We start from the raw sequence: 12518 nt of genomic DNA on the forward strand, positions 1-12518 counted from the left end.
GGATCATCCCAGCGACGCGGCCGGGGCCGCGCGGGAGGCGGCGCGGGGGCGGGCGCGCCCACCTGGAACGTGGCCCACCTGGTGCGCGCGAACGGCACGTACGGGAAGACCTATCTCCCGTACGTGCCGTTCGCGCAACGGGGCGGGCGCGTTCGCACCGTCCGCCCGGCCCTACCGCAGGGCCCGGAAGACGGCGCATCGCCCGCCCGGGACCCGCAGCCGCACCTGCGCGATCTCCGCCACCTCGGTGAACCCGGCGGCCCGCAGGCGTCGCGGGATCCGGTCGCCCGCGTTGTCGGCGACCCGCCCGCCGTGACCGCGGGCCGTCGTGGGGACCGCCGAGCCGCCGAAGTCGAGCAGGTGCAGCTCCCCGCCGGGGCGCAGCACGCGGTGGACCTCCCGCAGGGCGCGGTCCTTCTCACCGTCGCCCAGGTTGCCGCCCACGTGGTCGTCGAGGTGGTGGAGCATCAGCGATGACAGCACGCGGTCCACGCTCCCGTCGGCCATCGGCAGCGCGTCGGCGAACCCACGGACGAACTGCACGTCCACGCCCGCCCGGGTGGCCTTGCGGTGGGCGGCGTCGAGCGCCCGCGGATCGGGATCCAGGCCGGTGACGGCGACGTCCGGACGGCGGCGCTTCGCGGCCAGCGTCAGGTTCCCCGTGCCGCAGCCGATCTCCAGCACCACCTGGCCCGCGGCGAGCCCGGCACCGTCGAGGAGTCGGGCGTGCGCGCGGCGGACGCCCGCGAGCCGCGTGAGGGCGTCGTACAGCGGCAACAGGCGGTCATGGCCCATCGCGGGCAGGTAGTGGCGGTCTGCGGCGTGCTCGGTCATGGCCGTTCCCCTCGGTGGATGAGACGATGTTTCGGTGTCGATTCCAAGGCTCGATGCAGCTCGTACCTCATCCAAGGGCGGATCATCGGTCGATGAGGGACGATTATTGGCTTCGGTCGACACGGGCAGGCGGATCGACGGCACGGTCCCGGTGTACGGCTGGCGGCACCGGCCCGGAGTGCCTCCGGTGCTCGTCGCCGGGCCGTGCGCCTCGCCGCCTGAGCACCGACCCCTGCCGCACGCGCACGACTTCCTGCTGATCGGCTTCGTCGTCCGCGGCGGCGGCGCGATCCGGCTGGACGGGCGGGCCTGGCCGCTGCGCGCGAACGACCTCTTCCTCGTCGGGCCCGGCGAGGTCGTCGACGTGTCCGACACGGACACCGTCGGCACCGTCGCCTCGCAGGGCGGCTCCACACCGGCCGAGCTGTGGACGGCGGGCTTCCCGCCCGATGCGGTGGACCCGGGCGCGATGCGGTCGTGGCGCTCCCACCCCCTGCTGTTCCCGTTCGTGCGCGGACCGGCGGGCGGGGCTCAGCGGCTGCCGGTGCCCGAGGCGGACCGCGACGGCATGCTCGCCCGGTTCACCGCGCTGGACCGCGAGCTGCGGGAGCCACGGGAGGGCTGCGCCGAGGCCGTCCTCGCCCACCTCACGCTGCTGCTCGTGGAGGTCGCCCGGCTCGCAGCGGACGTCCCCGGCGGGCTGCGGCTGCGTGACGAGCCGGTGCTCGCCGAGGTGTTCGACGAGGTCGAGGCGGGGTTCGCGGGCCCGCTGTCGCTTCGCGACGTCGCCCTCGCCGTCGGCCTGACGCCCGGCCACCTCACGACCGTCGTGCGCCGCCGGACGGGCCGCACCGTCGGGCAGTGGATCACCGAGCGGCGGATGGTGGAGGCGCGCCGGCTGCTGGACACCACGGACCTGACGGTGGCCGCCGTCGGGGCCCGGGTGGGTTTCCGCGATCCCGGCTACTTCATCCGGTCGTTCCGGCGCGCCCACGGGACGGCCCCGCGGGCGTGGCGACGTGCGGGTCGTCGCCCGGTCGGGCAGATCATGGGAACGCCCTCCGACGGGTAGGGTCGGCGAGGTGGCGGAGCTCAAGATCGAGGCGGATCCGGAGGAGGTCGGGTTCGACGCCGTCCGGCTCGCGCGGATCGACGCGCACTTCCGGCGCTACGTCGAGGACGGGCGCCTGCCCGGCTGGACGATCGTCGTCAGCCGACGCGGCCGGGTCGCGCACCTGAGCCATCACGGGGTGCTGGACCTCGAAGACCGGCGCCCGGTCACGACGGACGCGCTGTGGCGGCTCTACTCGATGACCAAGCCGATCACGTCGGTCGCGGCGATGATGCTGGTCGAGCGCGGCGCGCTGGAGCTCATGGATCCGGTGGCCCGGTTCATCCCGTCGTTCGCGGACCTGCGTGTCTACACCGGCGGCCCGGCCTCGAACCCCGGCACGCGCCCTGCAGTCGAGCCGATGCGCCTGTGGCACCTGCTCACCCACACGTCCGGGCTCACCTACGGTTTCCTCCACGCGCACCCGGTGGACGAGATGTACCGCGCCAGGGGCTACGAGTTCGACGTCCCGTCCGGCACCGATCTCGCCACCGCGTGCGACGTATGGGCGGAGTTGCCGCTGCTGTTCGACCCGGGCGCGGAGTACAACTACTCGGTCGCGACGGACGTACTGGGCCGGGTCGTGGAGGTCGCCTCCGGCCGCCCGCTCGACGAGTTCTTCGCCGAGGAGATCCTCCAGCCCCTCGACATGGCCGACACCGCCTTCTGGACCGCGGACACGGAGCGCCTCGCCACGCTCTACGCGATCCGTCCGGACGGGGGCCTCGTCCGCAGCCCCATGGGCAGCGCCGCCACCCGCCCGCCGAGCTGCCTCTTCGGCGGCGGCGGGCTCGTCTCCAGCGCGGCGGACTACCAGCGGTTCGTGCAGATGCTCGCCCGCGGCGGCGAGCTGGACGGCGTGCGCCTGCTCGGCCCGCGCACGGTCGCCTACATGACCCGCAACCACCTGCCCGGTGGGCAGGACCTCAAGGCGTTCGCCCGGCCGATGTTCGCGGAGTCGAACTTCGCCGGGGTGGGGTTCGGCCTCGGTTTCTCGGTGGTGATCGACCCCGCTGCTGGCAAGATCCTCACCAACGCGGGCGAGTACGCCTGGGGCGGGTTCGCGAGTACCGCGTTCTTCGTCGACCCGGTGGAGGACGTCACCGCGGTGTTGCTCACCCAGGTCATGCCGTCCAGCGCCTACGCTCTGCGCTCCCAACTCCGGACGCTCGTCAACCAGGCGGTGGTGGACTGATGGCAATTCTGATCCGGATCGCGGTCGTCGCGGTCTCGCTGTGGCTCGCCACCCTGCTGGTGGACGGGATCGAGCTCGGCGCGGGCACGACCGCGGCCCGGGTGGGCACGCTCGTCGCCGTCTCGATCATCTTCGGCGTGGTGAACGTGTTCGTGAAGCCGGTGATCCAGATCTTCGGCTGCCCCCTGTACATCATCACCCTCGGCCTCTTCGGGCTCGTGGTGAACGCGCTGCTGTTCATGCTCGTCGGCTGGATCGCGGGGCTGCTCAACCTGCCGTTCATCGTCGAGGGCTTCTGGCCGGCGTTCTGGGGCGCCATCGTGGTGGCGATCGTGTCCTTCGTGCTGCACCTCGTCATCCCGGACCGGCTCGACCAGCGCTGAGCTGGGACGAGGGCGTCCGGCTCACCTCGAACGGGTCACACCGGCCAGGTCTCCCGGCGGTACCCCGCGTCCCAGAACATCCACTCGTAGCGCGACGTGGTCGTGAAGTGACGGTGCGCGAGCTCCCGGTCCGTCGCCGAGAGCGTGGGGCCGACCCGGTCGGTGATCGCCAGCACCGCCTCGACGACGGACTGGAACTCCTCGCCGCCGTACATCGCGATCCAGCGGGCGTAGAGCGGATCGGGTGAGCCGCGTTCCACCAGCGCGGCACCCACCCGGGCGTAGATCCAGTAGCAGGGCAGCACCGCGGCGAGCCCCTCGGTGAACGAGCCCCCGTAGCAGGTGGCGAGCAGGTAGCTCGTGTAGGCGACCGTGGTGGGCGCGACCGGCTCCGCCGCGGCGGCCCCGGCGTCGAGCCCCAGGTCGTCCAGCAGCGCCGCGTGCAGCGCGCGCTCGGCCGCGATCGCGCCTCCCGCGTGCTCGGCGAACGTCACGGTGTCGTCGGCGGTGGGTGCCTTCGCGGCGCAGACCGCGAGCGCGCGGGAGTAGCTGCGCAGGTAGTGGGCGTCCTGGACGATGTAGTGCCGGAACGTCTCGCGCGGCAGCGTGCCGTCCGTGAGCCCGGTGACGAACGGGTGACGCAGGATCGCGGCGTGGATGTGCTCGACGCCGCTCCAGAGGGACTGCGTCAGCGTGGCCGTGGGCGCGTTCATGGTCGAGACGCTAGCCCGGACCACCGACAGGAGCCGGTCGCGTGCAGGGAGTACGCGAAATGCTTACAGAGAGGTGAGAGATGTCACTGTGGGGGTACCCTTGGTGACGGACAGTCCGTTCCACGGTTCATGATGGGTGTCCAGCCGGCGGCGACTCAGCGCGGAGCACGCGCCACGGGGCAGTTGTGTCGCGGAGGTGAGTCGAATGAATCCGGTTCCGATGGATCATCACGAGAAGATGCGCCTGCGGGCGGCGGCGTTTCGGGTGACGCGGCTTTATCCGGGTCCGGTCGGCGAGGTCCTCTCCAGGGAGTTGCTCACCTGGGAGGAGTTCGGCTACCGGCTCGGGGGTGGCAAGCTCGTGATGCGCCTTGTCGACCACGTGCTGAAGGCGCCGCTCACGAGTTCCACCGACGTCGCGGCCTGACGGGTCACGGCTCGAAGGTCACGGCTCGAAGGTCACCGTGAGCGGCGCGGAGTCGCTCGCGGGTCGACCGTCCACGGCGCCGCCCACCGCCACGGCCAGAACGAGCACGGCCGCGAGCGTCACGGCGCCACCGACCCGGCCCACGACATCGAGGGCGGCGGCGAGTCCTGTCGTGGCCGCCCCCGCGTCGTCACGGACGGTCGCCTCCTCGCGGGGGTGACGCTGCCCGGTCACCGTCGGTGACGGGACGCCCGGAGCCATGCGCTGGGGCGGCACCAGCGGCGCCGCCGGCACCGGACGGGACACCGTCCCTGCACCGTGGCGTGCCGGTCGCGCCGGGTGGAAGGTGGGCGCCACGTGCCGCATCGGAGCCCGACCCACGCCGCGCCGGTCCGACATCCCGGACGTCACGCCCGAGGGCCGGGCCGGAACCGATCCGACGATCGGCAGGGCCGCGTCGTGCCAGCTCGGCTCGGTGGTCCGCTGGGCGGGGACGAACGGCGCGCGGTCCTGGGGATGCGGCTGCTGCAGCGGCGGCATGGACATGACGTACCCCGGATTCATGTGCAGGAACGGGACTTGTGCAGGAACGGGACGGAGTCGATCTCCGGCGTCCGGGTGCCGGCCCGCGCGTGTGCCGGTGTCCCGTACATCCGTCATATCGGCCGTGCGCCGGCAACCGTTAGCTCGGGGTGATTCACCCGTTCGGTTGATGAACGGATCCGCCGGTCACGGGCTGTCTCCCGGTCCGGCGCCGGTCGCGGCCGGATGGTTCCTGGACATCCAGGGCGCGACGTTGCCGATGGACGCCGATGGACGCCGCCGCGGCCCCCGTGCGCGGGCCCGGACCGCCGGTTGTGTAGCATCGTCAGGGCCTGCGGGGAGGAATCCCGGTGGGCCGTGCCGCCCCTTTAGCTCAGTCGGCAGAGCGTCTCCATGGTAAGGAGAAGGTCTACGGTTCGATTCCGTAAAGGGGCTCCGCCGAGGTGGTTGGACCACCTCGCGAAGCGGCGTAGCTCAGTCGGTAGAGCAAGCGGCTCATAATCGCTGTGTCGCCGGTTCAAGTCCGGCCGCCGCTACCAGACGGACCGCACCAGAAAGTTTCCCAGGAGGCACCCGCGATGGCCAAGGCCACCGACATCCGGCCGAAGATCACGCTGGCCTGCGAGGTGTGCAAGCACCGCAACTACATCACCAAGAAGAACCGGCGCAACGACCCGGACCGGCTCACCATCAAGAAGTACTGCCCGAACTGCAACGTGCACCGGGACCACCGCGAGACCCGGTGAGCACGCCCGCCCGTCGAGCGAGCGTTCGCGGAGCGAGGACCGTTGACCGGACCTGACGCGTCCTACGTCGGGATGGCGCTGCCAGCCTCCAAGCCGTACCGGGTCTCCCGCGAGAAGATTCGTGAGTTCGCCCTCGCCATCGGTGAGGGCGATCCCGTGTGCCTGGACGCCGGCGCCGCACGTGCCGCCGGGCACCCGGACGTCGTCGCGCCGCCCACGTTCAGCGTCACGTTCACCATGCCGCTGATCGAGGCGTTCCTGCGCGACCCGGCGTTCGGCTGGGACTACTCGCGGATGGTCCACGGCGACCAGTCGATCACCCTGCACCGGCCGATCCACGGCGGGGACGAGCTCGTCACCGTCATTCACGTGGAGGATCTCCAGTCCCGGGCCGGGGCGCACCGCCTCACGCTGCGCTGCGAGATCACCGACGTCGCGGGCGGCACCGTCGCCACCACCTCCGCGCTGCTCGTCACGCAGGCGGCCACGTGAGCACCGTCGAGGTGGGCACCGAGCTGCCCCCACTGTCGTTGCACGTCACCCGGGCCGATCTCGTCCGCTACGCGGGCGCGTCCGGCGACTTCAACCCGATCCACTGGAGCGACCGCGTCGCCACCTCGGTCGGGCTGCCGGGTGTGATCGCCCACGGCATGCTGACGATGGCACTCGCCGGGCGGCTCGTCACGGCCTGGGCGGGCGACCCCGCGGCCGTCCGCAGCTACGGCGTGCGGTTCACCCGCCCGGTCGTCGTGCCCGACGACGACACGGGCGCGCTGGTCGAGCTCTCCGGGAAGGTCACGAAGCTCGACGGCGGGATCGCGACCGTGGCGATCACCGCGAGCTTCGACGGCCGGACGGTGCTCGGCAAGGCGGTGGCCGAGGTCGCCGTCGGCTGACACGCCCTCCCCGGGGTTGCCGTGATCGTCGGCTCCCGCCATCCTGCGGACGTTCGTCCATTCGCACATCGACAAGGGGGCGCAGCGTGAAGTTCGGCAAGCTCGTGGACAAGGCGTGGGAGGACAAGACGGCGGCCGAGATCCTCGACGCGCCGCCGTCGGCGCTGGAGGGCCTCACCGAGAGGCACGACGAGGTTCTCGCCGGCATCGGGATCAAGACCGTCGGCGATCTCGCGAACTGGAAGTACGCGAGACGGGCCGCGGCGCTGGCCGCGCTCGCCGACACCGACAAGTAGCCGGACCGCCCGGCTCGGACACCCGTCCGAGCCGGTCCCGGCAGCAAAGCCACTTCCAGGGCGTCAGACGTCCTGGAGGTGGCTTTCGGCATGGCGCCCGCCTCAGGTGCTGGTTTACACCCGCAGCCTACCTACCAGCGGCAACGTGCCACGACGAGGCGTGTGGCGGTCACTGTAGGGCCACGTTTGGCCACTGTTGGACCCCTGGTGCACACGCCGTGCACACGAAACGGATCTTGGACTGTGCACACAAACGTCGGGACCAGCGCGCTACTCGGCGTCTCCGCGCTCCCGTAGGGCGCGGAGCTGCTGGCGCAGCTCGTCCAGATCCCACCTGTGGTGACCGCTGGGCAGGGTGAGCTTCGGCCGCAACAGCCCCTGTCGGGCGTAGCGGGCGAGGGTGCGCCGGTCCACGCCCAGGTGCTCGGCCGCCTGCGCGGTCGTCAGCAGCTTCGGGCTCGGCACGCCCTGCAACCTAGGTGCCGCAGGTGCCCCGTACACCCCGCTCGTAGTCGCTTGGGTCAGATGCGTCAGTTGTCCCAGTCTGGCGTACCGTTGGTGGGCCTTGGCTGCCTGGAGACGAGGCGGCCCCCGGCCGGTGCTGGAACACCAGCCGGGGGCCTTGATCGCGACCCGCCGAAGGGGCCTCGACCCATGCCTGAGCCTGCCACGCCCGACCCCACCAACACGTCACGCTGCCCATGTGGGCATCGCTGCGAGTCCTGCGGACAGGCCGGGAGCGGCCTCGCGGTGGTCACGCGGCAGGTGCTCTCGGAGACGCTGTGCCTCACCCTGTGCCGGGTGTGCGCGGAGTCCGGACGCCCCCCGGCGATCATGCTGTCGACCGCCGAGCGGTTGGTGGCCCAGCACCGCGAGCACCTGCACGGTCCGCGGCGGCGCTGGTGACCGAGGAGTTGCTGGCGCGGGCATGGGCGACCCGGCATTCCTTCTCGCCCTCCACGACGAGCACCCGCTGCCGTCGGCGATCGCGGCGCACGGCTCGGGGAGCCGGTACAGCACCCGGGGGGCGTGGCTTTCTGACCTGGGGGGCGGGCGCCTACCTGGCCTCGGCGAGCAGCGCGCCCATCCGCTCGACGCCGGTGCGCAGGTCCTCGTCGCCCAGGGCGTAGGAGAGACGGAAGAACCCGGGGGTCCCGAACGCCTCGCCCGGGACGACGGCCACCTCCGCGTGCTCCAGCACCAGCGCCGCGAGCTCGACGGTGGTCGACGGCCGCACGCCGCGGATCTCCCTGCCGAGGATCTCCTGCACCGACGGGTAGGCGTAGAACGCCCCCCTCGGCGTCGGGCAGACGACCCCCGGGATCGCCGAGAGCAGCTCGACGATGGTGCGCCGCCGCCGGTCGAACGCCGCCCGCATCTCCGCGACAGCGTCGAGCGGCCCGGAGACGGCCTCCAGCGCGGCCCGCTGGGCCACGTTGCACACGTTCGACGACAGGTGGGACTGCAGGTTCGTCGCCGCCTTGACGACGTCGGCGGGCCCGGCGAGCCACCCGACCCGCCACCCTGTCATCGCGTAGGTCTTGGCGACCCCGTTCAGCACGACGCAGGTGTCGAGCAGCTCGGGCACCACGACCGGCAGGGACGCGGCCTCGGCGCCGTCGTAGACGAGGTGCTCGTAGATCTCGTCGGTGACCACCCAGACCTCGTTCTCCACCGCCCAGCGGCCGACGGCCTCGGTGAGCTCGCGGGAGGCGACGGCGCCGGTGGGGTTCGACGGCGAGCACCACAGCAGCACCTTGGTGCGGGGGGTGCGGGCGGCCTCCAACTGCTCCACCGAGGGCAGGAAGTCGGCCTCCGGCCCGCACACGACCTCGACGGTGACGCCCCCCGCGAGCGCGATCGCCTCGGGGTAGGTGGTCCAGTACGGGGTGGGCAGCAGGACCTCGTCACCCGGGTCGAGCAGGGTGGCGAAGGCCTCGTAGACGGCCTGCTTGCCGCCGTTGGTGATGAGGAAGCGGCTCGCCGGGAGCTCCAGCCCCGAGTCGCGCAGGCTCTTCGCCGCGACGGCCTCGCGCAGCTCGGGGAGCCCGGCCGCGGGGGAGTAGCGGTGGTTGCGCGGGTCCGCGCACGCGGCCTGGGCGGCGGCGACGATCGCGGGAGGCGTGGGGAAGTCCGGCTCGCCCGCCCCGAACCCGATCACGGGCCGGCCCGCCGCCTTGAGCGCCTTGGCCTTGGCGTCCACGGCCAGCGTTGCGGACTCGGCGATGCCGGCGATGCGGGCGGACAGGCGGGGGCGGGCGGCGGTCGCGGACGGTGCACTGGCCATGTCGGGCATCCTCCCCCACTGCAGCGCGACTCGCGGAAGCGGGTTTTCGCGCCCCGGATCGGGCGCTCGGCGCGGTGCCGTACACTCGACTCGCTGGATGCACCGCCAGCCTGAAGGTGCATCCGCTTCGTTCCGGATCATGTCCGGTTCGGGGCCGGCATAGGGGTGTAGCTCAACTGGCAGAGCAGCGGTCTCCAAAACCGCAGGTTGCAGGTTCAAGTCCTGTCGCCCCTGCCACCGCCACATGGAACAACGCAGTACCGGGCGACGCTGTGGCGAGCGTGGTTCGGGACGACAGCGGCACGCACCGGTGCCGGGACCTGGAGACGACGTGACCGACGAGCGCGACGAGGCGGGCAACGGCGGGGACGACTCCGCCGATGCCCGGCGCGAGCGCCCCAGCACGGGTGCCGACCGCCGGAGCCGGCGGGCGCAGCCCGTGCCCGTCGGCGGCGGCGGCAAGGGTCGGGCCACACCGGTGCGCGACGGGCGCCCGCCGAAGGTGTCGGTGCTGAAGCGGCTGGACCGCTTCCTCCGCGAGGTCGTCGCGGAGCTGCGCAAGGTCATCTGGCCGACGCGCAAGCAGCTCGTGACCTACACGATCGTCGTGCTGGTCTTCGTCTCGTTCATGGTCGCGCTGGTCGCCGGTCTGGACTTCGTGTTCCACCAGGGCGTGGCGTTGCTGTTCGGCACGTGAGCACGCGCACGAGACCGGGTACGAGACCGAGAGACACGAACGGACGAGGAAGCGAGCAGGACATGTCCCAGGGCTCCGGGCCGACCGGCGTCGACCCCGAGGCCGACGTCGACACCGACACGGCCGACGTGGTCGGCGCCGACGCGACCGACACCGAGACGGCCGGCATCGCGTCCGACGCCGCCCAGACGCCCGGCGACGCCGATGACACGACCGCAGGCGACACCACCGCCGACGGCTCCCCGGACGAGGACGCGCCCGAGGCCGGTGCCGAGCCGGAGGAGGAGCTCGATCCCGCCGAGGCGCTGCGCCAGTCCCTGCGCAGCAGGCCGGGGGAGTGGTACGTCGTGCATTCCTACGCCGGCTACGAGAACAAGGTGAAGGCCAATCTCGAGACGCGCGTGCAGACGCTCGACGTCGCGGACTACATCTTCCAGGTCGAGGTGCCCACCGAGGAGGTCACCGAGATCAAGAACGGCCAGCGCAAGCAGGTCCAGCGCAAGGTGTTGCCGGGCTACATCCTCGTGCGGATGGATCTCAACGACCAGTCGTGGGGCGCGGTCCGCAACACCCCCGGGGTCACGGGGTTCGTCGGCGCGACGAACAAGCCGTCGCCGCTGTCGATCGACGACGTCGTGAAGTTCCTGCTGCCGCGCACGGAGCAGCCCAAGGCCGCCGCGAAGGCCGGTACGGCCGCGGCCGCGGCGCCGGGCAAGCCAGCCGTCGAGGTCGACTTCGAGGTCGGCGAGTCCGTCACGGTCATGGACGGCCCGTTCGCCACGCTGCCCGCGACGATCAACGAGGTGAACGTCGACGCGCAGAAGCTGAAGGTCCTGGTGTCCATCTTCGGCCGGGAGACGCCGGTCGAGCTGGCGTTCAGCCAGGTCTCCAAGATCTAGGTCCCGGCGGCAGGCCGCGGGCCGGAGCAACAAGAGGAACTGAGATGCCCCCCAAGAAGCGGAAGCTCTCCGCGATCATCAAGCTGCAGATCAAGGCGGGTGCCGCGACGCCGGCCCCGCCCGTCGGCCCGGCGCTCGGCCAGCACGGCGTCAACATCATGGAGTTCTGCAAGGCCTACAACGCGGCCACGCAGTCCCAGGCCGGCGACATCGTGCCGGTCGAGATCTCGGTGTTCGAGGACCGCTCGTTCACGTTCGCCCTGAAGACCCCGCCCGCGGCGCGGCTGCTGCTCAAGGCCGCCGGCATCGACAAGGGCAGCGGCGAGCCGCACCGCACCAAGGTCGGGTCCGTGACCATGGACCAGGTGCGCCAGATCGCCGAGACCAAGATGGCCGACCTCAACGCCACCAACGTCGACCAGGCCGCGAAGATCATCGCCGGCACCGCGCGGTCGATGGGCATCACGGTCAACGGCTGATCCCGGGCCGATCCCGACATCCGTGGGAGGGCCTGGCGCGGCCCGCACCACGACCTGACACCGCTGACGACAGGAGTCAGACATGAAGCGCAGCAGGAACTGGAAGCAGAACGCCGAGCTCGTCGACCGCGAGCGGCTCTACAGCCCGCTCGAGGCCGCGGAGCTCGCCAAGAAGACCGCCGCCACCTCGAAGATGGACCCCACCGTCGAGGTCGCGATGCGCCTGGGTGTGGACCCGCGCAAGGCCGACCAGATGGTCCGCGGCACCGTGAACCTGCCGCACGGTACCGGCAAGACCGCCCGCGTGATCGTCTTCGCCGCCGGTGACAAGGCCGCCGAGGCCGAGGCCGCCGGTGCGGACGTCGTCGGCGCGGAGGACCTGATCGAGCGCATCCAGGGCGGGTGGCTGGAGTTCGACGCCGCCATCGCCGCCCCGGACCAGATGGCCAAGGTCGGGCGCATCGCCCGCATCCTCGGCCCGCGCGGTCTCATGCCCAACCCGAAGACGGGCACCGTCACGCCGGACGTGGCCAAGGCCGTCAACGAGATCAAGGGCGGGAAGATCAACTTCCGGGTCGACAAGCAGGCCAACCTGCACTTCGTCATCGGCAAGGCGTCGTTCTCCACCGAGAAGCTGGTGGAGAACTACGGCGCCGCGCTGGACGAGATCCTGCGGGCCAAGCCGTCCGCCGCGAAGGGCCGCTACCTGAAGAAGGTCACGGTCTCCACGACCACCGGCCCGGGCATCCCGGTGGACCCGAACCGCACCCGCAACCTGCTCGTGGACGACACCGCGTCCGCCTGAGCACCGCCCGCGGTCCCGACGCCCCCGGCCGACCCGGCCGGGGGCGTCGTCGTCCCCGCCCCCCGGGCCTCGCCCAGGACTAGCCCCAAGGCCGTGTAGTTAGCGGTTGGGCGCCGCGGTCAAGATCGTTGAGGTTTCGGCGTGTTGGTGCCGATCATGGGAGCGGAGCTCCGGTAGGAGAGGTCGTCCTCCAAGACATCCTCGCCA

18 protein-coding genes and 3 tRNA genes are annotated in these 12518 nt (G+C 71.8%); 16 read left to right on the forward strand and 5 right to left on the reverse strand.

The genetic code is table 11. The features are described 5' to 3' along the window. Window positions 1-171: 171 nt before the first annotated feature. Window positions 172-834 (reverse strand): class I SAM-dependent methyltransferase, encoded by a 663-nt coding sequence (locus tag AB7J25_RS27495; protein WP_428513702.1) that lies wholly within the window; start codon window positions 832-834, stop codon window positions 172-174. A gap of 106 nt (window positions 835-940) precedes the next feature. On the opposite strand from AB7J25_RS27495, the gene AB7J25_RS27500 reads away from it, so the two are divergent. The 3 genes from AB7J25_RS27500 to AB7J25_RS27510 are packed head-to-tail and all read left to right on the forward strand — an operon-like array spanning window position 941 to window position 3523. Then, complete coding sequence (locus AB7J25_RS27500; protein ID WP_428513704.1) at window positions 941-1906, forward strand: AraC family transcriptional regulator; 966 nt, start codon at window positions 941-943, stop codon at window positions 1904-1906. A gap of 10 nt (window positions 1907-1916) precedes the next feature. Then, window positions 1917-3140 carry a serine hydrolase domain-containing protein gene (locus tag AB7J25_RS27505; protein ID WP_428513706.1) on the forward strand — a complete coding sequence of 408 codons (1224 nt, stop codon included), beginning with the start codon at window positions 1917-1919 and terminating at the stop codon, window positions 3138-3140. Beyond that, window positions 3140-3523 (forward strand): phage holin family protein, encoded by a 384-nt coding sequence (locus tag AB7J25_RS27510; RefSeq protein WP_428513708.1) that lies wholly within the window; start codon window positions 3140-3142, stop codon window positions 3521-3523. The genes AB7J25_RS27505 and AB7J25_RS27510 overlap by 1 nt, the downstream gene beginning before the upstream one ends. A 35-nt stretch (window positions 3524-3558) precedes the next feature. Here the strand turns inward: AB7J25_RS27510 and tenA are convergent, their stop codons facing one another. Further along, window positions 3559-4236 (reverse strand): thiaminase II, encoded by a 678-nt coding sequence (gene tenA, locus AB7J25_RS27515; RefSeq protein ID WP_428513710.1) that lies wholly within the window; start codon window positions 4234-4236, stop codon window positions 3559-3561. A 205-nt stretch (window positions 4237-4441) separates the two neighbouring features. Between tenA and AB7J25_RS27520 the strand changes: the two genes are divergently transcribed. After that, on the forward strand, window positions 4442-4663 hold the full coding sequence (locus AB7J25_RS27520) for a hypothetical protein (RefSeq protein ID WP_428513712.1): 222 nt from the start codon (window positions 4442-4444) through the stop codon (window positions 4661-4663). A gap of 18 nt (window positions 4664-4681) precedes the next feature. Here AB7J25_RS27520 and AB7J25_RS27525 read toward each other — a convergent pair whose 3' ends face one another. Then, a complete protein-coding gene (locus AB7J25_RS27525) occupies window positions 4682-5227 on the reverse strand; it encodes a hypothetical protein (protein WP_428513714.1) in 546 nt (181 codons plus the stop codon). A 341-nt stretch (window positions 5228-5568) separates the two neighbouring features. Here AB7J25_RS27525 and AB7J25_RS27530 point away from each other — a divergent pair. The 6 genes from AB7J25_RS27530 (at window position 5569) to AB7J25_RS27555 (ending at window position 7144) form a co-directional block, all read left to right on the forward strand. After that, window positions 5569-5641 (forward strand) — tRNA-Thr (locus AB7J25_RS27530). A gap of 28 nt (window positions 5642-5669) precedes the next feature. Beyond that, window positions 5670-5745: transfer RNA gene (locus AB7J25_RS27535), tRNA-Met, on the forward strand. A 39-nt stretch (window positions 5746-5784) separates the two neighbouring features. Continuing rightward, window positions 5785-5952 carry a 50S ribosomal protein L33 gene (rpmG, locus tag AB7J25_RS27540; RefSeq protein ID WP_428513716.1) on the forward strand — a complete coding sequence of 56 codons (168 nt, stop codon included), beginning with the start codon at window positions 5785-5787 and terminating at the stop codon, window positions 5950-5952. A 72-nt stretch (window positions 5953-6024) separates the two neighbouring features. After that, entirely contained in the window at window positions 6025-6444 is a 420-nt protein-coding gene (locus tag AB7J25_RS27545) for an FAS1-like dehydratase domain-containing protein (protein WP_428513735.1), read from the forward strand. Next, window positions 6441-6848 carry a MaoC/PaaZ C-terminal domain-containing protein gene (locus AB7J25_RS27550; protein ID WP_428513718.1) on the forward strand — a complete coding sequence of 136 codons (408 nt, stop codon included), beginning with the start codon at window positions 6441-6443 and terminating at the stop codon, window positions 6846-6848. The genes AB7J25_RS27545 and AB7J25_RS27550 overlap by 4 nt, the downstream gene beginning before the upstream one ends. A gap of 86 nt (window positions 6849-6934) precedes the next feature. Then, on the forward strand, window positions 6935-7144 hold the full coding sequence (locus AB7J25_RS27555; RefSeq protein WP_428513719.1) for a hypothetical protein: 210 nt from the start codon (window positions 6935-6937) through the stop codon (window positions 7142-7144). Between the two features lie 270 nt (window positions 7145-7414). On the opposite strand, the gene AB7J25_RS27560 is transcribed toward AB7J25_RS27555, so the two are convergent. Then, window positions 7415-7609 (reverse strand): helix-turn-helix domain-containing protein, encoded by a 195-nt coding sequence (locus AB7J25_RS27560; RefSeq protein ID WP_428513721.1) that lies wholly within the window; start codon window positions 7607-7609, stop codon window positions 7415-7417. A gap of 285 nt (window positions 7610-7894) precedes the next feature. Between AB7J25_RS27560 and AB7J25_RS27565 the strand changes: the two genes are divergently transcribed. Then, entirely contained in the window at window positions 7895-8050 is a 156-nt protein-coding gene (locus AB7J25_RS27565; protein WP_428513723.1) for a hypothetical protein, read from the forward strand. A 151-nt stretch (window positions 8051-8201) separates the two neighbouring features. Here the strand turns inward: AB7J25_RS27565 and AB7J25_RS27570 are convergent, their stop codons facing one another. Next, on the reverse strand, window positions 8202-9431 hold the full coding sequence (locus AB7J25_RS27570) for a pyridoxal phosphate-dependent aminotransferase (protein WP_428513725.1): 1230 nt from the start codon (window positions 9429-9431) through the stop codon (window positions 8202-8204). Between the two features lie 161 nt (window positions 9432-9592). Here AB7J25_RS27570 and AB7J25_RS27575 point away from each other — a divergent pair. The 5 genes from AB7J25_RS27575 to rplA all read left to right on the forward strand — a co-directional run bounded on the left by AB7J25_RS27575 (window position 9593) and on the right by rplA (window position 12311). Then, window positions 9593-9668 (forward strand) — tRNA-Trp (locus tag AB7J25_RS27575). Window positions 9669-9762: 94 nt separating this feature from the next. Further along, window positions 9763-10128 carry a preprotein translocase subunit SecE gene (secE, locus tag AB7J25_RS27580; protein ID WP_428513727.1) on the forward strand — a complete coding sequence of 122 codons (366 nt, stop codon included), beginning with the start codon at window positions 9763-9765 and terminating at the stop codon, window positions 10126-10128. 62 nt (window positions 10129-10190) lie between these two features. Beyond that, entirely contained in the window at window positions 10191-11027 is an 837-nt protein-coding gene (gene nusG / locus AB7J25_RS27585) for a transcription termination/antitermination protein NusG (protein WP_428513729.1), read from the forward strand. Between the two features lie 44 nt (window positions 11028-11071). Beyond that, entirely contained in the window at window positions 11072-11506 is a 435-nt protein-coding gene (gene rplK, locus AB7J25_RS27590; protein ID WP_428513731.1) for a 50S ribosomal protein L11, read from the forward strand. A gap of 82 nt (window positions 11507-11588) precedes the next feature. After that, entirely contained in the window at window positions 11589-12311 is a 723-nt protein-coding gene (gene rplA / locus AB7J25_RS27595; protein WP_428513733.1) for a 50S ribosomal protein L1, read from the forward strand. The last annotated feature ends 207 nt before the right edge of the window (window positions 12312-12518 follow it).

It is taken from the genome of Pseudonocardia sp., assembly GCF_050246655.1.
Taxonomy (GTDB): domain Bacteria; phylum Actinomycetota; class Actinomycetes; order Mycobacteriales; family Pseudonocardiaceae; genus Pseudonocardia.

What these genes read in the sequence shown, in the direction of transcription:
- rpmG (WP_428513716.1), top strand. Translation starts at nt 5,785, where the DNA reads ATGGCCAAGGCCACCGACATCCGGCCGAAGATCACGCTGGCCTGCGAG.
- AB7J25_RS27545 (WP_428513735.1), top strand. Translation starts at nt 6,025, where the DNA reads ATGGCGCTGCCAGCCTCCAAGCCGTACCGGGTCTCCCGCGAGAAGATT.
- AB7J25_RS27525 (WP_428513714.1), bottom strand. Translation starts at nt 5,227, where the DNA reads ATGAATCCGGGGTACGTCATGTCCATGCCGCCGCTGCAGCAGCCGCAT.
- tenA (WP_428513710.1), bottom strand. Translation starts at nt 4,236, where the DNA reads ATGAACGCGCCCACGGCCACGCTGACGCAGTCCCTCTGGAGCGGCGTC.
- AB7J25_RS27510 (WP_428513708.1), top strand. Translation starts at nt 3,140, where the DNA reads ATGGCAATTCTGATCCGGATCGCGGTCGTCGCGGTCTCGCTGTGGCTC.
- rplA (WP_428513733.1), top strand. Translation starts at nt 11,589, where the DNA reads ATGAAGCGCAGCAGGAACTGGAAGCAGAACGCCGAGCTCGTCGACCGC.
- AB7J25_RS27570 (WP_428513725.1), bottom strand. Translation starts at nt 9,431, where the DNA reads ATGGCCAGTGCACCGTCCGCGACCGCCGCCCGCCCCCGCCTGTCCGCC.
- AB7J25_RS27495 (WP_428513702.1), bottom strand. Translation starts at nt 834, where the DNA reads ATGACCGAGCACGCCGCAGACCGCCACTACCTGCCCGCGATGGGCCAT.
- rplK (WP_428513731.1), top strand. Translation starts at nt 11,072, where the DNA reads ATGCCCCCCAAGAAGCGGAAGCTCTCCGCGATCATCAAGCTGCAGATC.
- AB7J25_RS27520 (WP_428513712.1), top strand. Translation starts at nt 4,442, where the DNA reads ATGAATCCGGTTCCGATGGATCATCACGAGAAGATGCGCCTGCGGGCG.
- nusG (WP_428513729.1), top strand. Translation starts at nt 10,191, where the DNA reads ATGTCCCAGGGCTCCGGGCCGACCGGCGTCGACCCCGAGGCCGACGTC.